The organism is Ruegeria sp. CH8 (assembly GCF_056536985.1).
Genome location: NZ_JBQFQR010000004.1, coordinates 1 through 21,576 on the forward strand (window position 1 = coordinate 1; position 21,576 = coordinate 21,576).

General features: G+C 56.0%; 17 protein-coding genes and 1 tRNA gene. 8 read left to right on the forward strand and 10 right to left on the reverse strand.

What is annotated here, in order from left to right; genetic code table 11:
- Positions 1-151: 151 nt before the first annotated feature.
- Positions 152-526 (reverse strand): hypothetical protein, encoded by a 375-nt coding sequence (locus ACR0ER_RS05325; RefSeq protein WP_480768025.1) that lies wholly within the window; start codon positions 524-526, stop codon positions 152-154.
- 49 nt (positions 527-575) lie between these two features.
- On the opposite strand from ACR0ER_RS05325, the gene ACR0ER_RS05330 reads away from it, so the two are divergent.
- Positions 576-1,376, forward strand: a complete 801-nt coding sequence (locus ACR0ER_RS05330; RefSeq protein ID WP_480768026.1) for an alpha/beta fold hydrolase — start codon at positions 576-578, stop codon at positions 1,374-1,376.
- Between the two features lie 4 nt (positions 1,377-1,380).
- Here the strand turns inward: ACR0ER_RS05330 and ACR0ER_RS05335 are convergent, their stop codons facing one another.
- The 5 genes from ACR0ER_RS05335 to ACR0ER_RS05355 form a co-directional block, all read right to left on the reverse strand.
- A complete protein-coding gene (locus tag ACR0ER_RS05335; RefSeq protein WP_480768027.1) occupies positions 1,381-1,755 on the reverse strand; it encodes a rhodanese-like domain-containing protein in 375 nt (124 codons plus the stop codon).
- A 79-nt stretch (positions 1,756-1,834) separates the two neighbouring features.
- Positions 1,835-3,187, reverse strand: a complete 1,353-nt coding sequence (locus tag ACR0ER_RS05340; protein WP_170332542.1) for an HlyD family type I secretion periplasmic adaptor subunit — start codon at positions 3,185-3,187, stop codon at positions 1,835-1,837.
- A gap of 11 nt (positions 3,188-3,198) precedes the next feature.
- A complete protein-coding gene (locus tag ACR0ER_RS05345; protein ID WP_480768028.1) occupies positions 3,199-5,433 on the reverse strand; it encodes a type I secretion system permease/ATPase in 2,235 nt (744 codons plus the stop codon).
- A 37-nt stretch (positions 5,434-5,470) separates the two neighbouring features.
- Positions 5,471-7,420: a type I secretion protein gene (locus ACR0ER_RS05350; protein ID WP_480768029.1), complete on the reverse strand. Its 1,950-nt coding sequence runs from the start codon at positions 7,418-7,420 to the stop codon at positions 5,471-5,473.
- 130 nt (positions 7,421-7,550) lie between these two features.
- On the reverse strand, positions 7,551-9,914 hold the full coding sequence (locus tag ACR0ER_RS05355) for a hypothetical protein (RefSeq protein WP_480768030.1): 2,364 nt from the start codon (positions 9,912-9,914) through the stop codon (positions 7,551-7,553).
- Positions 9,915-10,518: 604 nt separating this feature from the next.
- Here ACR0ER_RS05355 and ACR0ER_RS05360 point away from each other — a divergent pair.
- A complete protein-coding gene (locus ACR0ER_RS05360) occupies positions 10,519-11,274 on the forward strand; it encodes a helix-turn-helix transcriptional regulator (RefSeq protein ID WP_480768031.1) in 756 nt (251 codons plus the stop codon).
- Positions 11,267-11,764, forward strand: coding sequence for a hypothetical protein (locus tag ACR0ER_RS05365; RefSeq protein WP_480768032.1), 498 nt, complete (start codon positions 11,267-11,269; stop codon positions 11,762-11,764). Before ACR0ER_RS05360 ends, ACR0ER_RS05365 begins: the two co-directional genes overlap by 8 nt.
- Before the next feature lie 9 nt (positions 11,765-11,773).
- Here ACR0ER_RS05365 and ACR0ER_RS05370 read toward each other — a convergent pair.
- Positions 11,774-11,858: transfer RNA gene (locus ACR0ER_RS05370), tRNA-Leu, on the reverse strand.
- Between the two features lie 184 nt (positions 11,859-12,042).
- Between ACR0ER_RS05370 and ACR0ER_RS05375 the strand changes: the two genes are divergently transcribed.
- Both ACR0ER_RS05375 and ACR0ER_RS05380 read left to right on the forward strand, forming a co-directional pair.
- A complete protein-coding gene (locus ACR0ER_RS05375) occupies positions 12,043-12,459 on the forward strand; it encodes a hypothetical protein (RefSeq protein ID WP_480768033.1) in 417 nt (138 codons plus the stop codon).
- A gap of 784 nt (positions 12,460-13,243) precedes the next feature.
- On the forward strand, positions 13,244-14,770 hold the full coding sequence (locus tag ACR0ER_RS05380; protein ID WP_480768034.1) for an alpha/beta hydrolase: 1,527 nt from the start codon (positions 13,244-13,246) through the stop codon (positions 14,768-14,770).
- A gap of 222 nt (positions 14,771-14,992) precedes the next feature.
- On the opposite strand, the gene ACR0ER_RS05385 is transcribed toward ACR0ER_RS05380, so the two are convergent.
- Both ACR0ER_RS05385 and ACR0ER_RS05390 read right to left on the reverse strand, forming a co-directional pair.
- A complete protein-coding gene (locus ACR0ER_RS05385) occupies positions 14,993-15,703 on the reverse strand; it encodes an aspartate/glutamate racemase family protein (RefSeq protein WP_480768035.1) in 711 nt (236 codons plus the stop codon).
- Complete coding sequence (locus tag ACR0ER_RS05390; protein WP_480768036.1) at positions 15,700-16,404, reverse strand: GntR family transcriptional regulator; 705 nt, start codon at positions 16,402-16,404, stop codon at positions 15,700-15,702. Before ACR0ER_RS05390 ends, ACR0ER_RS05385 begins: the two co-directional genes overlap by 4 nt.
- A 112-nt stretch (positions 16,405-16,516) precedes the next feature.
- Between ACR0ER_RS05390 and ACR0ER_RS05395 the strand changes: the two genes are divergently transcribed.
- Positions 16,517-18,211 (forward strand): thiamine pyrophosphate-binding protein, encoded by a 1,695-nt coding sequence (locus ACR0ER_RS05395; protein WP_480768037.1) that lies wholly within the window; start codon positions 16,517-16,519, stop codon positions 18,209-18,211.
- Here the strand turns inward: ACR0ER_RS05395 and ACR0ER_RS05400 are convergent.
- Positions 18,172-19,092, reverse strand: a complete 921-nt coding sequence (locus tag ACR0ER_RS05400) for a LysR family transcriptional regulator (RefSeq protein WP_480768038.1) — start codon at positions 19,090-19,092, stop codon at positions 18,172-18,174. The two genes, ACR0ER_RS05395 and ACR0ER_RS05400, sit on opposite strands and share 40 nt — an antisense overlap.
- 98 nt (positions 19,093-19,190) lie before the next feature.
- On the opposite strand from ACR0ER_RS05400, the gene ACR0ER_RS05405 reads away from it, so the two are divergent.
- Positions 19,191-20,324, forward strand: coding sequence for an enolase C-terminal domain-like protein (locus tag ACR0ER_RS05405; protein WP_480768039.1), 1,134 nt, complete (start codon positions 19,191-19,193; stop codon positions 20,322-20,324).
- Complete coding sequence (locus ACR0ER_RS05410; RefSeq protein ID WP_480768040.1) at positions 20,321-21,571, forward strand: NAD(P)/FAD-dependent oxidoreductase; 1,251 nt, start codon at positions 20,321-20,323, stop codon at positions 21,569-21,571. Before ACR0ER_RS05405 ends, ACR0ER_RS05410 begins: the two co-directional genes overlap by 4 nt.
- The last annotated feature ends 5 nt before the right edge of the window (positions 21,572-21,576 follow it).

The window sequence follows — 21,576 nt, forward strand, 5'->3', positions numbered from 1 at the left end:
TGGCGAGGACGGCAACGCCGACGTCGAAGCCAAGGTCAAAGCCGAGGTCGCAGACCTCTGCGCCAAATTCCCGATCTATCCTAACCTGTAATCAGGTTTAAAATCAAAGACCTGAGCGGCGTCCGATGGGCGCCGTTCTTTTTGAAGCGGGTCAGATAAACCCCTGCCACCGCAGGAAAATGATCAACAATGCCGACAGGGCCAGCAGATTGAACGCCAGCCCGCCCAGCACCCCCAGAAACCACCCCATCCGCCGGTCAGCGCGGTTGATCCCGCTTAGATGGGCCTGAACCTCTTCTGACGCGCGCACGAGCTTCGGCGTATCCAGCACCAGCCGCAGTTTCGGATGGGCTGCCATCGGCTCGGCATGCGCCAGCATTAATGCCTGTTTGTATATACGGCGGGGCAGCAGCCGTTTGGCCTTGCGGATCGATTCCGCCAGCGTCTTGTCCTTTACACCCAGTTTCTTGCGCAATAGCTGAACCGTCTGCGCAATCTGGCTTTGGATATCTGTATTTTCCGACATGACGCGGCCTCCGAAGCTGCCAACTTAACCGCCATGGGCGAAGGCGACAATGGGGGTGGTTGTTTCTGATCGCGACGGGTATCACAGCCTCATGCTGAATACGATCATACATGGCGAACCGACCGCGAACCCTCCTCTGCTGATTGCGCACGGGCTTTATGGCTCGGCCCGGAACTGGGGGGTGGTTGCCAGGCGTCTGGCGGACGAACGGCAGGTTGTGGCCGTGGATATGCGCAACCACGCCTTCAGCATGTGGACCGATCAGCACAGCTATCCGGAATTGGCCAATGATTTGGCTGAGGTCATCGAACATTTCGGTGGTAAAGCTGACGTGGTGGGCCATTCGATGGGCGGCAAGGCCGCTATGACGCTGGCCCTGCAACACGGGCATCTGTTGCGCAAACTGGTGGTCGCCGACATCGCGCCGGTGACCTACACGCACAGCCAGATTCAATTCATCGAGGCGATGCGTGCTGTTGATTTCTCCAAGGTCGAGCGCCGTTCGGACGCGTCAGAGCAATTGGCCACATTGGGCGTTGAGCCCACACTGCAAAGCTTTTTCACCCAATCCCTTGATATAAAGGGGAAACGCTGGCTGCTGAACCTTGATGTTCTTGCGGCTGAGATGCCAAAGATCATGGGCTTCCCGGATTTGGATGCATCGTGGGGAGGACCGACCCTTTTCCTGTCGGGCGGCGAGTCGGATTATGTCCTGCCCGAGCATCGCAATCTGATCCGTGTTCTGTTTCCCGCTGCCAAATTCGCCAAAATTCCCGGTGCGGGCCACTGGTTACACGCCGAGAAACCACGCGAATTCGAAGCCGCGGTTCGGGCATTCCTGAACGCCTGATCTTTTAGGCGGTGACTTCGCCCCCGCCATTGACCCAATCGGTCAGACCGCCGAGGTTATAGACCCGTTCATACCCCATATCTTTCAGCAGCTTGCCCGCCAGCGCGGCGCGACCACCGGCGGCGCAGTACAGTACAATCGGCCGGTCTTTTCTAAGCTCGGGGTCATGGGATTGCAGGGTTTCGTCAGCACTGAATTCCAGCACACCACGCGGTATATGATGCGCGCCACTGGCCCGCCCTGACTTCTGCACTTCAATGCCATCGCGCACATCCAGCAACAACCCGCCCTGCCCCAACAGTTCTTTCGCGGTACCCATGTCGATACGCTCGACTACGGCATTTGCGGCTTCGATCATGTCTTTAACAGTCAGGTGCATACGCATTCCTCCGGTGTTTCCCACCGGAAAGTAACATGCAGAAAACGGAAGGAGTAGACCGGCCCAACGGCCAGCCTGTTTACTGTTCGCGGAAAGCGCGCGACATACTGTCTGTCACAGGTTTTGCGATATAGGCCGCGAAGGTGCGCTCTTCCGTCTGGATCATGATCTCAGCGGGCATACCCGGGGTTGGGATAAAGCCCCGGACGCGTTCGATCTCTTCCGGCTCCAGTGAGATGCGGGCCAGATAAACCTCTTGCGGCGCACCATTGGTTTCTTCGATCAGCGAGTCAGCCGACAAATAGAACACCTGACCGTTCAGAACCGGCGTTGTTCGCTGGTTCAGGGCAACCAGACGCACCGTCGCGTCCTGGCCGGTCACCACGCTGTCAATCTCGGTGCGTGGGATCTGAGCCTCAATGATAAGGGGCGCGTCGGCGGGTAGAATCTCGGCGATCGGTTCACCGGTTTCGATCACGCCGCCCGGCGTGTGATAGTGCAGCCGCACAACCGTTCCTGTCACCGGAGCCCTCACGACCGCGCGGTCCAGAACGCTGCGGGCCTGACGCGCTTTTTCACGGACACTTTCCAGATCGGCTTCTATCACACCCAACTCATCCAGCGCAGCCTCGCGATAAGCTGCCCGGGTACGGGAAATCTGCTCCTCGTATTTCAACAGCATCTGACTGATCTCGGCTGCCTCGGCCTGCAAACGCGCCTGCTGGCCTTCGGCTTCGGCCTGAACCCTGCGAATGGTGTTCAATTCGCCCTTGCGTACAAGGCCCTTTTCGAAAAGCGCTTCTTTGGTTTCAAACTCTTCCTGCAGGATTTCTGCACGCCGGACCATGCTTTCCAACTGCGCCTCAAATCCGCTGGATCGAATTCTCAGCGCCTCCATGTTGCGCTCAAGCAAAGCGATGTCGTTCAGCAAGGTCTTGCGGGACAGGTCAAAGGTGATCTTTTGCCCGTCAAGGATGCTTAGCACTTCGGTATCATCCGACGCGGCAATCAGGTTGGGAGAAAACTCCAGCCGTTGAAGCTCGCCATATTCCGCATTCAGACGTTCCGACATAGCCTGCAGGCGGATTTTGCGGATGAACAGCTCACGCTCATTGGCTTCGGCCGAGGTCTGGTCCAAGGTCATCATCACCTGCCCGGCTTTGACAGCCTGGCCTTCGATAACTTTGATATCCTGAATGATACCACCTTCCAGATGCTGGACGATCTTGTTGCGACCAGTAGCGACAAAACTGCCCTGCGCGATCACTGCAGCAGCCAAAGGTGCGCGGAAAGACCAGATGCCAAACCCCCCAAAGCAGACAACCAGCATGATCATCCCGATGACGATCAAGTGGTTTATCGAACGCGGAACTTCGGCGTACCATACCGCCGGGTCCTTGGGGTCGTTGTTTACGGGTACTAGTTCATTCATGTCGCACCCCCTTATTGTTTCTGTATGCCGGGCTGATTGTTACGCGGACCGTTCAGTTGTTGCAGAACCTGTTCGCGGTGACCGAACAACGCAACACGGCCATCCGTCAGCAGCATGATCTTATCGACCACGTTCAGCAGCGTTGGTTTCTGCGTGATCACCACAACGGTAATCTTGTTTTCCCGGGCCTGTTCAATGGCCCGCGCAAGTGCCTTGTCCCCGGCAACGTCCAGGTTCGAGTTCGGCTCATCCAGAACCACCATACGCGGATTGCCGAAGAAGGCTCGTGCCAATGCGATGCGCTGTTTCTGACCGCCGGACAAGGGTGAGCCATCCGCAGCCACTACGGTTTCATAGCCCTGCGGCAGCGTCGCGATCATGTTGTGGACATCGGCCAGAACGGCGGCGTCATGGATTTGCTCGTCCGTCGCATCTTCGCGCATCCGTCCGATATTGTCCTTGATCGTGCCGGGAAACAGCTGCACGTCCTGCGGCAGATAGCCGATGCTTTCACCAAACTGACGCGGATCCCAGTTGCGGATGTCCATCAAATCCAACCGTACACTGCCCGAAGTTGGCAGGACCGACCCGACCAGCGTTTTACCAAGCGTGGTCTTGCCAGCGCCAGAGTTGCCGATGATCGCCAGCGTCTCGCCTGGATTCAGTGAAAAACTGATGCCATTTAGCACGACCCGTTTGGTTCCGCCCGGTACATAAAGCAACCGCTCTACATCCAACCGTCCCTCGGGGCGCGGCAGGCGCAGCTTTTCAAATTGCAGCGCTGAGTTGGACAGCAATTGGTTGATCCGGCCATAAGCTGCGCGTGTCAGCAAGAAAGCATTCCAGCCTTCGATCGAGCCTTCAATCGGCGCAAATGCACGACCTGCGATGATTGAAGCTGCGATAACCATGCCTCCGGTGATCTCGCCCTGCAGCGCCAGAAACGCGCCCCAGCCCAGAATAGCGATCTGCGTCAGCAGACGCACCGCTCGGGAAATGGCAGCAAAAATCACGTTCCGGTCCTGAGCGCGGACCTGCCAAGTCAGGGATTTCGCAGTATCACGGCCCCAGATGCGCACGGCCTCGGGGATCATGGCCAAAGCGTTGATGATTTGACTGTTTCGGGACATTGAGTCCAAATGCATGTTTGCCATCGACTGCGCCTTGTTGGCCTCGGCAAACGGCTTGGCCGTCATACGCTGGTTGATGAACGCGATGGTCACCAACAGCAAGGCGGTGACGATCACGATCATCCCAAGCTGCGGATGCACCAAAAAGATCATCAGTATGAACAATGGCGCGAATGGTACGTCCAAGAATGATATCAACGTTCCGGAAACCAGAAACCCGCGCACTTGTTGAAGATCACCCAGCGTCTGATACTCTCGCCCGTTTCCGTGCAAAGAGGCATGCGCAGCCGCGCTCAGAACCGGGGCGCCCAGACGGGCGGCCACCTCGACCGCAGTACGCATCAGCATGAACCGCCGCACCGCATCAAAGGCCGATTGGAAAATCACGGCCCCGCCAACGATGGCCGTCAGCATGATCAGCGTATCCAACGACCGGCTGGTCAGAACGCGGTCACTGATCTGGAACAGATAGATCGGGATCGCCAGGATCAGAAGGTTCGTTGCGCAAGTCAGGACCAACACGAAAGCCAGATTGCGGTAGATCGCACGCAACGAGGTGCGCAGTGTCTTCCGGAAATCTTCTGGCGGGGTCCGTTTATGGAAAGTTTGGGGTGGCCCTTTCCCATCGCCGCCACCTGAATTGCTGCGCAGCAATGGTTCGTTCGCCTTGGCCTCGATAGTGGTGCCCATGCCATCACCGCCATTCGAGCGCGACGCGGGGGGTGTACGGTCGCTCGTTTTATTGACGGGTTCCGGATCGGGGCTCTCGGCGTCGGCCACCCCAGCACCGCTGCCCTGTTGGTCATTGTCTTCGGCAGGCTGCGGCTGCTCGCGCCGGGGGGGAGGTCCGGCGCGTAATTGCGAATCCTCTTTTTCGTCGTGATGTTCAAGTTCTGCTGTCACGGTTTCACCGGCGCTCGCATCGCTTTTGGCGACTGCCTCCCGTTTACCGTCTTGCGGATCACCAATGCGTAAATCTTCGCTTAGACGTAATCCGGGGATCTTCTTTGGTTTCTTTTTGGACTGGCCCGCGCTGGACGGTTTTGATACGCCGCCGCTGTTACGATCCAATGGGCTGGCGTATCGACGCGGGCGCGACAGAAAAACAATCGACATGTTAAAACTTTCAGGTCACTCGTAACAAACAGGGTTACTACGCTAGCATAGATTGCAGGCCATCGTCGATGGTGGCCTGTTCCGAAGGTGTCAGCTTGTGATGGTCCGGCATGTGCTTAGAGTTGGCAGCCGCATCCATTTCTTCCAGCATAAGCGCGACAGCCTCGCCAACGATTTCGGCCTTTTCCTCTTGCGCGCTCTCGAACATGCTCGCCTGATGCAGCATCAACTCCGAGTATTCTTCTTCCTTTGCCATAATCACTGAATCAACGCCCATTTTTTTGATATTGGCTTTGTTCAGAATGGCGTTGCCGGCACCTATGGCAGAAACCTCTTGCCCGTTGTTCGCGTCAACATAGATGTCGTCATCGTCCTGCAACTTGGTCACTTGTTCGATGGCGTTGACCTGCAGCAAATCACCTTCAATCTTCAGCACGCGCACCAACTCAGCACCCGCGAACATCGGATCGTTCATAAGCGCATCTTCCAGTGCATCTGTATCGACCTCCTGCATAGGAATGACGTCCGCCAAAGAGTCACTCATCTCTTCATGCGTATCCTCGCCGGTTGTCGTCAGAGAAACCTCGTTCATTACAAGGTTTTCTTCTGGCGCGGTCGGGTGCGCACCGTGAACCACATCGCTATCCATAAGCGCAATGGTCTGGGTCACGACATCGATTGAGAGCATGTCACCACCAACGATGATCATGTCGTAGAAACTGCCCAACTGCAGAATGTCGGTTACGTTGGTCATGATGTTCTCACCCAACGTATATGCCGTGGACGAGGCCGTTATCTCGGTATGAATGTGGTCAATATCCGTGGCGTCGATGATCTGTTTGATAAAATTGGTTACCAGCAGATCGCCAGAAATCCAGTCGACGACAACAAACGGGTCTTCACCAGCCTCGCCGACGTTACCTTCTAGCCATGGCGCCTCGTTGCCTTCGACCAGAATTTCCGAAGACTGAACCACGTGGGTCGTGCTTTGCACGCCCGTTTCACCCTCGTCAAAGTCGGTTACAACTGCAACCTGACTGACAACGCCGAGGTTTATGGATTGCCCACCAACCAGGATGTTAGGTGCGTCAACCCAGCCAACGCTGATTGAAACTTCGTTAACCGCAAGGTTGCCCCCTGCGACCACAGAATGACCACCTTCGAACTCGGCGTCTATGGGCTGGTCCCACTCATCCGGCATCGCATATGAAAAGTCGTGTTCGGTTTCCTCGTCTTCCTCTGACTTGAGGTTTTCCGGCAGCAAGTCATTAAAATCAGGCGCTTCATCGACATATTCACCATTCACGATAACGCCATGTGCATCTTCGCCGTAGAACTGAACGACTGTGGCACCTTCAATCTCGATGTGTACAAACGAGTTAATCTGATCAATCAGTTGCTCTACCGCCTCGCCAGACAAATACTCATTGACGTCAATCGAGAACCCGGAAATCACATGCAGCGACAAGGCTGTTGCCAACATCGCCTCGCCATGTGTGACCAGGGTTTCCAAATCGCGGAAATCACCTTCTCCAACGGCATCATTGTCGTTCAATTTGATCGTCTGGAACGTATAAGTAACTGCAGACCCAATCAACTCGGTCACAAATTCCGGCACAATTTGAATAGTGTTTAGTTGAAAGGCAGCTCCACTGCCTTCGAACCCTTCAGGAAGGGTGAATTCGCGCCCTGGGCTTGACCCGAGGTTGACCTCGGATTCTTTCAACGGCCCGGGATCTGCCGGGGTTGAAGTGAGTTGTTCTTGGGGAGCGAAAAATTTGTAAGGCAACGGGTCGTATTCACCCGGGTTCATCTTCAGGTCTGCCTTAATCTCAATACGAGTGGGGTCTTCCAAATCTTCCAGTTCGGCTTTCCGTTTCAGCGCGACAAATTCTTCATACTGATCCCGTAACCGAACCTGTTCTGTGGTTAGCTCAAAAGTTCCAATAAAATGGGCAATTTGTTCCGAAATACTGTCAAGTGACATATTGATGTCCTTTCCCCGCCCCGGCCAAAAATTTCCGGTTGAGGTTAAGTTGGGCCGAGGCCGCCCGATACGGCCTCGGCGTTTTTTTGAATGAAATCAGAACCCGCTCAAGGGCGGGCTCTGATTTCAGTTACGCGTCGGTATCGTCGCTGGAGTAGCTGGACGACATGTTACCGCCAACCATTGTGGTATCGACGTTGTTGCCAAGAACATTGGCACCCATGACGATGTCCTGGTTGAAGGCCGACGTATCGATCACTGCAGCAGCAGATGCATAGGATTCACCGCTTACAACGCCGTCACCGTCGTTGTTCGAACCCCAGTTTCCTGCACTGCCACCGGCACCGCCATCGCCCGAGTATGCACCCGATGCGTTGCCACCGGTATTCACGCCACCATTGGTGTGGCCAGATTCAGCAAATCCGCTCGCGTCACCGCTGGTTCCGCCCCAGGCTTGTGCGGCACCGCCGCCGCCACCGATGCCCGATTCCGACATACCTGTGGCCTCACCCGTTCCGGTCGAGGTTGCATCGTTGTCGGAGTTTGCCGCTCCGCCATAGCCCGAGATAGCTTCGGACAGGCTGTCAGCAGTTCCGTCAACTTCAGACGTTGCGAAGACTTCGGCGAGCCCGCCATCACCGGCTGTGTTGGTCGCGTCAGCAGAGCCTGTACCAGAACCATCCGAGGTTGCATCCTGGTCAACAGCGCCACCGCCACCGCCAACGCCGTCTGCCGTCGAGGTGCTGGTTCCGTTAGCATCTGCTGCACCATCAGCTTCGTTGAAACCACCGGCTCCGGCTGTCGAGTCTGCGTCCTGATCGCCAACGCCGTCAGCATCAACTCTTGCGTCCGCAGGGCCACCATTGCCGTCGCCACCGCCGCCGTCGCCACCGGTACCTTCGGCGCCATTGCCGTCACCACCGTTACCGTCGCCGCCGTCACCGCCGTCACCGCGAGCACCATCACCGGCAGTACCTTCGGCGCCATTTCCGTCACCGCCGTCGCCGCCGTCACCGCGAGCGCCGTCACCGCCGTCACCACCGTCACCGCGAGCGCCGTCACCGCCGTCGCCACCGTCACCGCCGTTGCTGCTTTCGTCACGACCTCTGTTACCGCCGTCACCGCCGTCGCCGCCGTCGCCGCCGTCGCCGCCGTCACCGCCGTCGCCGTAACCGCCGTCACCGCCGTCGCCGCCATCACCGTAACCGCCGTCACCGTAACCGCCTTCTCCGTCGCCGCCGTCGCCGCCGTCACCGCCGTCACCGTAACCACCGTCACCGTAACCACCGTCACCGTAACCACCGTCACCGTCACCGCCGTCACCGTCACCGCCAGTTCCGTCTGAATGATTGGCCGCTAGCCCACCAGCAAGACCCAGTCCGATGTTACCGGCGCCGCTGTCGCCGCCGTCTGCGTCGCCATTCGACGTGTCGTTGTCTGCATCGCTGTCTTGATCTGCGTCAGAGTCGGTGTCGTTTTCACCACCAGAAGAATCGGCGTCATTGTCGGCATTCGACAATCCAAGACCCAGGCCAAGGCCGATCGAACCGGCGTTTCCGCCATCACCACCGTCACCATCGGCATCTACGTCTGAATCGCTGTCTTGGTCAGCTTCGGAGTTGCTGTCAGCGTCACCGCTGTCTCCGCCGTCGCTGTCGCCTTCGGCGGACGCTTCCGACTTACCAACACCCAGGCTTGCTGTTTTTGCGTCGCCCGAGTCGCCGCCATCGCCGGCTTCTGCGTCGCCATTGGCGTCGCCAGAATCACCACCAGTGGCATCGGCTTTGCTACCTTTTACATAGGCGTCTGCGTCGCCAGCTTCTGTTGAGCCACCGTTACCGGAATCGCCGCCGGTTGAGTTGGCGCTGATGCCTTCACTCGCTTCAGCATGACCTCCGGATGCATCGCCGTTCTGTTCGAACGTGCCCCAATTACCAACCTGAGCAGAACCCAATTCGTCATTGTCTTCCAAGCTTGCAAGCTGGTTATTGAAGGACGCCATATCGTTACCGGCGCCATCTAGCGAAACATCGATATTAATGTCGTCGCCAGGATCGTAGTCGCCACCAACAGTAATAACGTCCCCTACCGAACCGCCGTCATAGACATCAATGTCGACGTGGTCATCATCACGGGGAATCCATTCGCCACCACCAAAGTCGATGTGAACAGAGTTCGAGTTGTCGTTGCTGTCGTCACCGCCGTTTGTGTTCTGCTGTTGTTGCTTCTGATGTTGGTCCTGATCCTGATCTTGCTTCTGTTTTTGATCCTGATCGTTCTCGTTATCGACTTTCGTCTTCTGATCTTGCTTCTGCTGCTGCTGCTGATCGTTATCAACGCTGTTGTCGTTGGTTTGCTCTTGCTCATTGAGGTTCGCATCGACTTCAGCGTTTTCGACATCAATGTCGGCTTCAATCGGGATGTGCGCCTCGTCGATATTTACTTCGCCAACAGCTGTGGCTTCAGCATAGGGAGTATAACGTTTCGATGACATAACAATTTTCCACTCATTGAGCGCCTGGCTACCATTCATCTACAAAGCAGCTACCGGCGCGGTTAAAATAAAAAATTTGGCCTCAAGCGCAGAACGCGCATGACGCGGTGTTGTTCAGTGAATTCGCTTCCCACCTCCCTTTCCCGGCTAAGCCGATGAACTGTCCGCAATATTGAAATTCACGCTAATTCGCGATTCGCGGACACGTCAGGAACAGTGCTTCCCAAATTGAAGCCGGATCATCGTTGCAGCAGGAAAGAGGTCTGAATAGCTGCTCTAAAGCATTAGACAGGCTCAACCAATTAATTTTAAATCATTTTTTTACGATATGCTCAAAACTGATCAGCTCGCACACGAAAATACGGCCGAAATTCGGCCATTCCGTTAAATCTATAATATTGCTTTGCTTTTATGGAATTGGCCACAACGAACCTAACTAAAAGTTCTAGTCCCAATCGTCAGGTCAACACGGATTGTTGAAGAAAAATATACTTTCAGGTATAGTAGTTAGGCAAAAACTGAAAAATTGCCGCTATTTTGCGCTCCGCGTTTATTTTTACGATTTCGCCAAAAATTTTATGGCGTTGGTTTAAAGGGGGAAAGAATGAGCAATCCTTTGCAGGATAGTGCCGCCCAAATAAATGTATGTTCCGAAGATTTCTCGATCAATTTCATCGGCAAGGAACTCTTCTTTTCAAATCAAACTCTGCGAAGTGTTCAGTCGGAATTCGGCGTGTCCGCACATCGGTACGAAGATGTCGCTGACCTGTCATCGGAAGGCGCCCAGGTCCCGCTGGGAGGCAAAGTGGTGGTCGTTGATCAGATGATGCTGGATGATCTGCTTGCCCGCCCGCATGTCTATACCGAAGCAGCCTGGACGGGCTGCCTGGCTTTAGCCTACCGCAAAGAAGACGCCGCACGGGCCTTGTTCGAAGCCTGGGATCGCGCACAATTCGGAGATATCGGGTATCTTCCAATGAACGTCGCACCGGACGTGTGGCGCTCTATTCTTCGGCTGCTGATGCATGAAGAGCTTTATCTGCCAAGTTTCCTTGCCGATTGCGTATCCGCTCCCCAATCTCAGAACAAGCCGTGCCTGCTGAGTACGAGCAGTGTAAAACCGAAAGAGCCTCATCCGGTATATTCGCGGCTAACACGACGGGAAAAACAGGTTCTGAAACTGGTTGCAAAAGGTCAAAGCAACAAGATCATCGCCGCGAACCTCGGCATTACCGAACACACAGTAAAACTGCACATGCACAATGTTGCAGGAAAGATCGGTGTAAGTAACCGAACCGCAGCCGCGCAGTTCTACTTCGAAGTGACCGCGGACGAAGCGTACGGTCAAAGCGTTGACTAAGACGCTCGAAACTCGCTTTGACCGCCTGATCCTGCTGGTCGGCAGGCTAAACTACATGTGGACCAATACCGAAAGCCTGTTGATTCATCTGATTGCCGGCCTGAGTGGCACCAACAAGGATGTAGCGGTCATAATTTTCCTGACACTCAATACCACGCGCGCCCGGATCGATCTTGTCGAGCGGCTTGCCAAGATGGACGGTCGTCCAGCCGGCATACGCGATACGATCCTCGAGCATACTCAACGACTAAGCAAGCTGTCCTCAATTCGCAACAGGTACAATCACTGTATTTACTCGTTCGATGCCGACAGCGGTAACCCCAAGACCATTCTGATGCGTATCGCGGATCGAAAGACCGACATAAAAGTGGGGCGTGAAGACACCATGGACGATAAGGCAATTCAGGAAATCGAGGACATCGTGGCACAGCTTTCTGCAGCGAACCGCGATATCTGGCACCTTATCGGCAAACTGGGATTTCCGGTCTGACAAATTGAATGGTGCGGATGGCGGGGATCGAACCCGCAAGCCCTAGGGCGAGGGATTTTAAGTCCCTTGCGTTTACCAGTTTCGCCACATCCGCGTGCCACCGATGTCTTGAAGCCGGTGACCTCGGGAACTCTTACTGCCAAGCGAACTGATTGAAAAGCCGCTAAGTTGCCCTGCCACGTAAGATGCCGCTCCATTACCGGATCGTGCAGAACTCCCAGCGAAGAAAACTCGGGTGTTTTCACGTTCGAAAGCACAATCCGTTGATGCGAACAGTTATGATCGGACCCATCTACGTGATCCGGATTGATTTCTTGGCGCATGACCGGCTGAGCCATCGCAACCAAGGCTTCCGGGGCTGGTCAGCGATGTCCCAGAGCACTATGCGGTCGTTTGATGACGCGGTGTTTCCTCCGTTGTTCGATCAGGAATTGCGCCTCTCGCCGGGCATATCTTGGCCGACCATTCGGGAGGGGGCGTTGGGCAGGCGATCAAAACGGGTGCATAGCCTTGCCGTCGGCTGCGGCTTCGTGGTCCCAGGTGGCGGTGTCCTGAAGGGAAAAAACCGTTCTCAAGTGTTGTTCAGCATATCTGTGATTCGCCATGCTTCGCGCATTTTATTGAACATACTCATTCATGTTCGCTTCAATTGCTTCAGAGGCATCTTGAATCGCGTCGGAGATGGACGCGTCTAACGTATTTCGCTGAGATCGCAATGGCTCCAAGTTCAGCGATGACTAGAGGCATAGTGTCACCTCGTGTGTCACCTCCCAATCCAGCGAATGCGCTTTAAAGTACTGATATTTAATGATTTTTATGGTGCCCCGCACGGAATATAAAAAATATGGTAAATGTATACTTCTAAATTAAAAAATTTTGCACAAACCGCATGATACACCTAATGGTACCCCCCGCAGCGAAATTGCCTCGCCTGCATTTGCAGTGTACTTACCGTGACCGTTACCAAGTAGAGGCCAATTTTGACCTCGAGCACAACTACGCCCTCAAAAACCAGTCGTTCGTATGATACGAGCTTTGCGATCAATCTGGCAGCGAGCCAGCTTCAGCGGTTTGAACATTGAAGGCAGTAACCTGATCATTCGCTTATGCATGCTTTAGTGACCGCTAAGCGGACAAAACGGTGATTGCCTCATGAGTAGGAAATGACCGCGGTTAGCCCAAAGCGGGTATGTCCGTTTAACGCATTATGTGCCTCCTCAGGGAGAGGCACCGCAAAAGCTCCGGTGCTTGCGATACCCCGGAACTTGCACAATAAACATGGCCCATTGCTCTGCGTTTCTCTAAGCTGGCTGAGTCGTCCTGGTTCGTGGAGGAGCGATTGTGCGGTGGATAAGACCACTGATTGCCGGAGTATCCCTCCCATGCCTGCTATTAGGTCTTCTGTTTTTTGCGGCCTCGCTGACCCCCTCCCTCATTCCACGCGAGCCGATGGTTCAAGGATTATTAGGCGGGATCTTGGTGGCGCTTGGCTATCTTCTGGGGCGTGTGCTCGAACTGATTTGGCAGGCCGCTGATCTGCCGCGCATGCGCGGACGTCTAGCGCTTGTCGGCAACATTGTCTTTGCAGCTCTTGTTGCCGGATTTTCAATATGGGCGCTGACCTTCAGCTTTGAATGGCAGAATGAGCTACGCGCAAAAATGGGGATGGAGCTTGCAGATGCAAAGCACCTGGCGCAGATCCTGTTGGCAGGGACCGGAACCTTTGCGCTTTTTTTTCTGATCGGCGCGCTCGTGGCGGCCCTGTTCCGATGGGTCAGGGGCCGCTTCTATCGCTTCATGCCGCCGCGCCGGGCCAATGTTCTGGGCGTTGTGACGGTCGCCCTGCTGCTCTTCGTCGTCACCCGCGACGGCATTTTCGACCGGGTGGTCACGGGCCTCGATGAAAGCTACGAGGCTGCTCAGATGCTTTTTGATGTCGCGCCTGACCTGCCCGAAAGACCGGATCAGGCCGGTTCCGAAGCGTCTCTGATTGACTGGGCGGCGATGGGTCAGCCCGGCCGAGATTTCGTCCTAGATGGCCCGGACGCCGAAGCGATTTCCGCCTTCACAGGCAAACCCGCGCTGGACCCTATACGGGTTTATGTCGGCCGGGCAAACGGCGAGTCACCGCAAGAGCGGGCCGAACTGGCACTTGCCGAGCTAAAACGGCTGAGGGCTTTTGATCGGGAAGTTCTGATCGTTACTAGCCCCACAGGAACCGGTTGGATGGACCCGGGTTCTCACGATCCGGTGGAATACATGCACAATGGCGACATCGCGACGGTTAGCGCCCAGTATTCCTACCTACAATCGCCTCTGGCTCTGGTTCTAGAAACCCGGACCGGCCTCGATCAGGCAACCGCGCTTCTCGACGTGGTGCACTCCTATTGGCGGACGCTGCCAAAGGATCGCCGCCCAAGATTTTACGTGCACGGTCTGAGCCTTGGTGCCTGGTCGTCGATGTACGCCACAAACCTCTTCCGACTTGCCGACGACCCGATCGATGGGGCTTTTTGGGCAGGTCCGCCGTTTCCGTCACGGTTCTGGCAGCAAGCGCAGAACGCGCGCGAACCTGGCAGTCCATGGGTGCTCCCTATCATTGGGAACGGATCGTTCGTCCGATTTGCGTCGCACTTCTCGGATGCTTCTCAAGCCATCGCAGACTGGGGGGAGATGCGGATCGTATTCCTGCAGTATTCCAGCGATCCGATCGTCTTCTACGATCCGAGTTCGCTTTGGCGGGCACCGCCCTGGATGAACGAGCCTCCAGCTGAAGATGTTTCAAAGCATCTTGTCTTCATCCCGGTAGTCACGCAGTTTCAGTTGGCCCTCGACATGGCGTTATCTTTTGGCACGCCACCAGGACATGGCCACGCCTATTTTGCGCAGGATTACATCTCGCCCTGGGTCGAGATCACGGCCCCTGCGGACTGGACTGCTACTGACACCAAACGGCTGAAAGCGCATTGCGATATCGGGTACCAGCTTGGATGCCGGAACCGGTGAACCAGTGTTGACGTTCCTTAATCTGTCTTGCGAACTCGGCACAGGCCGTCGCTAGAAGCTAAACGACTAATCCGCATTCCTGAGAAGCGGCGCGCAAGGCGAGCCGTGCAGATCCATGATGATCCAGGTACCGCTGTCCAGCAGACCTTCGGCATCACCAGCCAAGATGGCGTATCCAGCGGGTTAAACTGAAATTAACTCATACCTCATCGAAGTCTGTGCTTAGTAAGTCGGTGGGACCAGACCGGCTTGAAACCATTTTATGAACGAGACGATCGAGAACACGGGCAACCCGGTGGCCTGCTGAATATCAGACGCATAGGGGCACATATTCGTGCATTCCAGCACGATCGCACCCAAACTTGGGTTATCTGATACCAAGGCTCGCGCGGCCTGCACATTGTCTTCACGCGCTTTCTGAACATCCAACCTTAACTCGTTTCCAAGGATCGCGCGGGTAAACTCATGCCCGCCTTCGGTTGTTCCGATCGGAGTATCCAACGGCACGTTGGCCGACAGCAGATGGTCTTTGGTCAGGGTGGAGGCTGAAATAGTCAATACCCCGGCGCGCTTGCCCTCAGGCAGAATGCGGTTCACCATCTCGACCTGCATCAGGGACGACGTAGCCACCGGGACCGGGACAGCTTGGGCCAGTTCTTTCTGGAACAGGGACAGGAAACCACAATTGGTCGTTATTCCGTCAGCACCATCCCGAACCAGTTCCTGGGCCGCGTCGATGAACACCTCCAGCATGCCCTCAGCCCGGTGCCGAACCACCCGATCCGGCGAGGCATCTCGGACAATGCGGTAGAGAACCGGGAATGGCCAGGTCAGCGCATTTCCCATATCACCGGGGATTCTCGGGAATTGGGCATCCAGCATCAGAATACCGACGGATGCGCCGTAAATAGATTTCCCGCCCCCCGCGATCATCCCTCGACCTCCTCGATTATGCGGGCCGAGATATCTTCGGACCCATGCATGTAAATGCTGGAAATCCCATGACGCACAGCGTCCTGCACCTGATCCATTCGCCTGGCGATGTGCGCACCCAGAACACGCGCTGCCTCATTGGGATCACGATCCAACAAGGCCTGCATAACCCGCTTGTGTTCATCTTTGGAGCGGTGCACCCGGTCCAAGCTCATTGAAATCCAACGGATATAGCGGATCCGCTCGTTGATCCGCGTGAGGGTTTGCAACAGCTCCATGTTGCCCGACAGATTTGCAATCCCAAGGTGAAACGCCTCGTCTCGGCTGACGGCTTCCTCAACGGTCAGGCCGCTGATGTCGATGCCCGTTGAATAAAGCTGATCCATCAGCAGATGCAGGTCCTCATCCGACGCTTTAGCGCAGGCGGCACGAACAGCAGCAGTTTCGATAATCTGGCGCAGTTCGAATAGGTCAAACACGCTTTGCGCATCCAAGGGGCGGCAGAAGAAACCTTGCCCAGGACGGAAATCAAACAGGCGTTCAGCCACCAGACGATTCAATGCCTCTCGCAAAGGGGTCCGACTGACACCAAGATCCTTGGACAGGGCAACTTCGTTCAGACGATCCCCGGGCCGCAGACGGAACGAGACCGCCATCGCCTTGACCTGTTCATAGATGTCGTCGACCCGTGGACCCGCCATTAACCTTGTCCTTCCTCTTGTTCGCCACAGGTGACACATGCTGGGCTTGAAATCAATATACAAAACTGTATACAGATCTGCGTGCAGACTTTAATCAAAGGACACGCTGATCATGACAGGGACGAATTATCTGACCGGGGCAGAGGCAATGGTCCGTTTGCTCGAGGCACACGGCGTGAAGCACATGTTTGGTCTGTGCGGCGATACTACCTTGCCGTTCTATGACGCTCTGGCGCGCATGGATCACGGCATTCAGCACATATTGACCCGGGATGAACGGCACGCCGCCTACATGGCGGATGGCTATGCCCGCGTGACAGGAAAGCCTGGTGTCTGCGAGGGCCCCTCAGGCGGTGGCGCAACTTACATCCTGCCGGGCGTTGTTGAAGCCAATGAAAGTTCCGTTCCAATACTGGCGATCACCTCGGACGTGGCGACAACCAGCCGGGGCAAGTACCCGTTAACCGAGTTGGATCAACCTGCCCTTTTCAAACCTTTGGCAAAGTGGAATACCTCGTTAGATGATGCCGCGCGGCTTCCGGCCATGGTGCGGGCAGCCTTCCGGGCGATGACAACGGGAACGCCAGGCGCCACTCATCTGGCTTTGCCCTTCGATACGCAAAAAGCACAGGTCGACGAGGCCGAGATCTGGGCAGATGACAGACATCGCAGCTATCCTGCCGAGCGCGCCGCCCCGAACATGGATGCAATCGAAGCGGCGGCGGAAGTCTTGGCACGGGCCAAATCCGCTGTCGCTGTCTGTGGCGGCGGCCCTGTTCTTTCAGGCGCAACCGACGCGCTGCGACAGGTCGCCCGTCTACTGGACATGCCGGTTGCCACAACCGTATCCGGCCAGGGCGCCATCGCTGAAACCGACCCGCTGGCATTGGGCGTTGTCGGGTCGAACGGTGGTGTCTCCGCGACACGCGTCGTAGTCGATCAGGCAGATGTTGTCCTGTTCATCGGATGCCGCGCCGGTTCAGTTACAACCGAACGGTGGAGAAGCCCTGGGCGCGATGCCACAATCATTCACATCGACAGCGATCCCATGGTGATTGGCGCAAACTACCAGACCGAAGTGGCGATCTGCGCAGATGCCCGTCTCGCACTGGAGGCTCTGGCCCGCGCATTGCAGGATCGGCAGGATCTGAACACACAAGGTGGGGCGGACAAGGCCCGCGCCGCGTGGGATGCCAAACTTTCAGCCTTTGCGCCCTTGGCCGCGAGCCGGGAATTACCAATCCGGCCCGAAGCGGTCATGGCGGCGTTGATGGACATTCTGGATGACGATGCAATAGTTGTGGCTGATCCCGGCACCCCGTGCCCTTATTTCAGCGCGCATTACCGGTGGCGGACATCGGGACGGCAATTCATCACCAACCGGGCGCATGGCGCTCTGGGCTATTCTTTGGGTGCAGCGATGGGTGCACATGTCGGGCGGCCTTCGGTCAAGACCCTGGCCGTTATGGGCGATGGCTCGTTCGGCTTCACATGTGGTGAGTTTGAAACGATGGTGCGGCACAAAATGCCCATCACATCGATTGTCTTCTCAAACTCGGTCTTCGGCTGGATCAAGGCGGGTCAGGATGCGGGCTTTGGTCAAAGATTCTACAACGTTGACTTCAACCGCACAGATCATGCAGCAGTGGCGTCAGCCTTTGGCGTTAAATCATGGACGGTCAAAGACCCCGAAGACCTTTCAAACGTCTTGAAGCAGGCCATCTTTCATGACGGTCCCACGCTGGTCGATATCCATTCGCAACAACTTCACGATGCTGCCGCGCCGGTATCCGAGTGGGTTGCGTAAGAGGCGATTGACGGGATCAACTGGTCCAGAAATGCGTGAGCGATCCTGGACAAGGGACGACCCTTGGCCGTGATGATTGCAAGCTCCAGTATGACCGCCGGTTTGAAAGGGCGGGTTTGGTATCCGCTCTCTTCATCGAAGGTAACGGTAAAGGGGTCGATCATCGCGACCCCCATGCCTTGCTTTACGAAACTAAGCAGGTTTTCAGACAAGTGCGTGTGAATCTGTGTGCGCCATGTACGCCCGGCACGCTGAAAGATGTCTCGGGTTTTTCGGTGCGTCTGATGTTCCGGCCCCATGACGACAAAAGGCTCATTCTCCAATACTTCCGCTGTCAGAACGTCATACGCCGCCAACGGGCTGTCTTGGGGAAAGGTCGCAAGCGTTTCAAATTCAAACACCTGATAATTCAGCGTGTCATGAAGAATTGGCATCTCGACAATACCGATCTCAAACAGGCCAGACGTCACCCACTCCTGAATCTTCGACGAATATTGCGACTGAAAGCTGACGGACAGGTTCGGGCGGCTCTCGGCAAACCGCGCGATCTCTCGAGGCATGAACCCAAAAGACAACATGTGTGGCGCAGCAACCTGTAACTGACCGGGATGCTTGTTCTGCAGATCTGTCACCGCTTGGGCAACGTGATCCAAGCCGCGCACAACAGTGTCGACTTCGCGGTACAACAGCTCGGCTTCGGGTGTGGGCAACAGACGCCCCTTATTGCGCTCGAACAGGGGCAAACGCGCCTCACGTTCCAGCTGCGCCAAGAGGTTACTGATCCCTGGCTGCGAGATTCCAAGAACCGATGCTGCCCCTGTCACGGTTCCGGTCTCCATGATGGCATGAAAGGCTTGAAGCTGGCGAAAGCGTAGTGACATTTGCTAGTACATCATTTTTTTTAATGAACTCTCGAATATATTGTATTTGAAATGATAGTTCGGTCAAGGCAGGCTTCTGCTCATCCACAGGGGGCGGAATGAGCGATCTGTTACAGAAAATCACTGGCTATGACTTATGGCACCTCAAGCTACCGGTCACGTCCCGGCGAGATCACGGTATTGGATCTGTAGAAGGCGCCTGTGAGGTTGTCATATTGCGACTGACCTCCGAAGATGGCGCGCACGGATTTGGCGAAGCGTCACCGTGGTCGGTGTTCACCGGCACGCCAGAGGCGACGTTTGCAGCATTGGATCGGTATCTGCGTCCGGTTGTATTGGGTGCAAAGGTCGGAGACAGATCCGCGATCATGGCGCGCGCCGCTTATGCTGTGGCGCATTGCACAGAAGCCAAAGCTGCGCTGGAAACCGCGCTGCTGGATCTTGCGGGTCGTATCAGCAACGTTCCGGTCTGGTCTTTGTTGGGCGGGAAGTGCCGTGATGCGATACCTCTCAGTTGCTCCATCGCCAACCCGGACTTCGCGCAGGATATCGACCTGTTGGCACGGTTGCACGACGATGGCGTCCGGATTGTCAAACTCAAGACCGGGTTCAAAGATCACGCCTTTGACATCATGCGGTTGGAACACCTGGCTCAGAACTGCCCGGAGTTTTCGGTGCGCGTGGACTATAACCAAGGACTAAACATTGAAGACGCCCCGGCACAGGTGCGCGACGTGGCAAGGTTTGCTCCAGATTTTATAGAACAGCCCGTGCGCGCCCATCACTTCGGCATGATGGCCAAGTTGAGGCAAATGACTGATGTGCCGTTGCTGGCAGACGAGAGCGTTTTTGGCCCAGAAGATATGGAGCGCGCGGCACGCGATGGGATTTGCGACGGTGTTTCCATCAAAATCATGAAATCCGGCAGCCTGACCCGGGGTCAGACCGTTGCACGCATTGCGGCTGCACACGGCCTTACGGCCTATGGCGGCGATATGTTCGAGGCTGGTCTGGCCCATCTGGCAGGCACACACATGATTGCCGCGACACCGGAAATCACTCTGGGCTGCGAGTTCTATCAGGCATCGTATTTCCTGAAAGAAGATATTTTGGAAGAACCGTTCAAGGTCAGGAATGGACAGGTCTGCGTTCCCGATGGCCCTGGACTAGGCGGCAAGCCCGACTTGGGAAAACTGGACCACTACGCAGTGTCAAAGGCGGTGGCAGCGTGAGCGAGAGGAAAACCATAGTTATCATCGGATCCGGAATCGTCGGCGTGTCCGCGGCGCTCTGGCTACAGCGCGATGGACATGACGTCATTCTGATCGATAGGGCCGGACCGGGCGAAGGAACGTCACATGGCAATGGCGGCGTGTTGGCGTCCTGTTCTATCATTCCAGTTACGGTTCCAGGGTTGCTCGGCAAAGCGCCCAAGATGCTACTAAGTCCCGCCCAGCCATTGTTCTTAAAATGGGGATACTTGCCAAAATTGCTGCCTTGGCTCAGGCAGTACTTGAGCCACGCTAATGCCGCGGATGTTGAACGGATCGCTGCGGCCCTGACGCCCATCGTCGGCGACAGCCTGAACGATCACAAAGCGTTGGCCGCAGGGACCGTCGCTGAGAAATGGATCGTCCCCAGCGACTATCTTTTCCTCTATCAGAACCGCGCCCATTTCGAAAGCGATGCCTTTGGTTGGAGCATTCGGCGCAAGCATGGCTTTGCGTGGGAAGAATTGGAAGGCAAGGCGTTCCACAACTACGACCCTGTGTTTAGTCCGGATATCGGATTTGCGGCCAAGCTGTCAGATCATGGCCATATCACCGATCCTGGACGATATGTGAAAGACCTAGCTGCCCACGTTGAGGCCCAAGGAGGTCGGCTCATCCGTGCAAATGTCGAAGATGTCACGCGCGAAAATGGCAGCGTCACAGGCGTGCGCGCGGGCGGTGAAACCATAAAATGCGACACGGCTATTGTAACGGCTGGAGTCTGGTCGGGGCCTCTGGCGAAGCGATTGGGTGTTTCTATTCCTCTTGAAAGCGAACGTGGCTATCATCTTGAATTGGTGGAACCTTCTGCCATGCCCCGCAGCCCGGTCATGGTGGCATCAGGCAAGTTTGTTGCCACGCCTATGGATGGGCGCATACGCTTAGCAGGTATTGTAGAGTTCGGAGGTTTGGATGCACCGCCCTCACGCGCCCCGTTTGAATTGATGCGCAAAAATGCCCGGGCGGCTTTCCCGGGCATAACATGGAAGGAGGAAGTGGAATGGATGGGGCACAGGCCCGCCCCGGCTGACTCGATCCCGATCATCGGCGGCGTGCCGGGTATCCAAGGGGCCTACATGGGCTTTGGGCACCACCACATTGGCCTGACAGGCGGGCCGAAAACCGGGCGCCTTCTGGCGCAGATGATCGCGGGCAGAACCCCGAACACGGATGTGAGCGTCTACGCGCCGTCACGTTACACGACATAAGAACA

Coding starts and splice junctions, on each gene's coding strand:
- ACR0ER_RS05395 (WP_480768037.1), top strand. CDS start 16,517: ATGACAGGGACGAATTATCTGACCGGGGCAGAGGCAATGGTCCGTTTG.
- ACR0ER_RS05325 (WP_480768025.1), bottom strand. CDS start 526: ATGTCGGAAAATACAGATATCCAAAGCCAGATTGCGCAGACGGTTCAG.
- ACR0ER_RS05340 (WP_170332542.1), bottom strand. CDS start 3,187: ATGAATGAACTAGTACCCGTAAACAACGACCCCAAGGACCCGGCGGTA.
- ACR0ER_RS05385 (WP_480768035.1), bottom strand. CDS start 15,703: ATGATCGCGGGGGGCGGGAAATCTATTTACGGCGCATCCGTCGGTATT.
- ACR0ER_RS05390 (WP_480768036.1), bottom strand. CDS start 16,404: ATGGCGGGTCCACGGGTCGACGACATCTATGAACAGGTCAAGGCGATG.
- ACR0ER_RS05360 (WP_480768031.1), top strand. CDS start 10,519: ATGAGCAATCCTTTGCAGGATAGTGCCGCCCAAATAAATGTATGTTCC.
- ACR0ER_RS05345 (WP_480768028.1), bottom strand. CDS start 5,433: ATGTCGATTGTTTTTCTGTCGCGCCCGCGTCGATACGCCAGCCCATTG.
- ACR0ER_RS05400 (WP_480768038.1), bottom strand. CDS start 19,092: ATGTCACTACGCTTTCGCCAGCTTCAAGCCTTTCATGCCATCATGGAG.
- ACR0ER_RS05375 (WP_480768033.1), top strand. CDS start 12,043: ATGATCGGACCCATCTACGTGATCCGGATTGATTTCTTGGCGCATGAC.
- ACR0ER_RS05350 (WP_480768029.1), bottom strand. CDS start 7,420: ATGTCACTTGACAGTATTTCGGAACAAATTGCCCATTTTATTGGAACT.
- ACR0ER_RS05355 (WP_480768030.1), bottom strand. CDS start 9,914: ATGTCATCGAAACGTTATACTCCCTATGCTGAAGCCACAGCTGTTGGC.
- ACR0ER_RS05335 (WP_480768027.1), bottom strand. CDS start 1,755: ATGCACCTGACTGTTAAAGACATGATCGAAGCCGCAAATGCCGTAGTC.
- ACR0ER_RS05405 (WP_480768039.1), top strand. CDS start 19,191: ATGAGCGATCTGTTACAGAAAATCACTGGCTATGACTTATGGCACCTC.
- ACR0ER_RS05330 (WP_480768026.1), top strand. CDS start 576: ATGGGGGTGGTTGTTTCTGATCGCGACGGGTATCACAGCCTCATGCTG.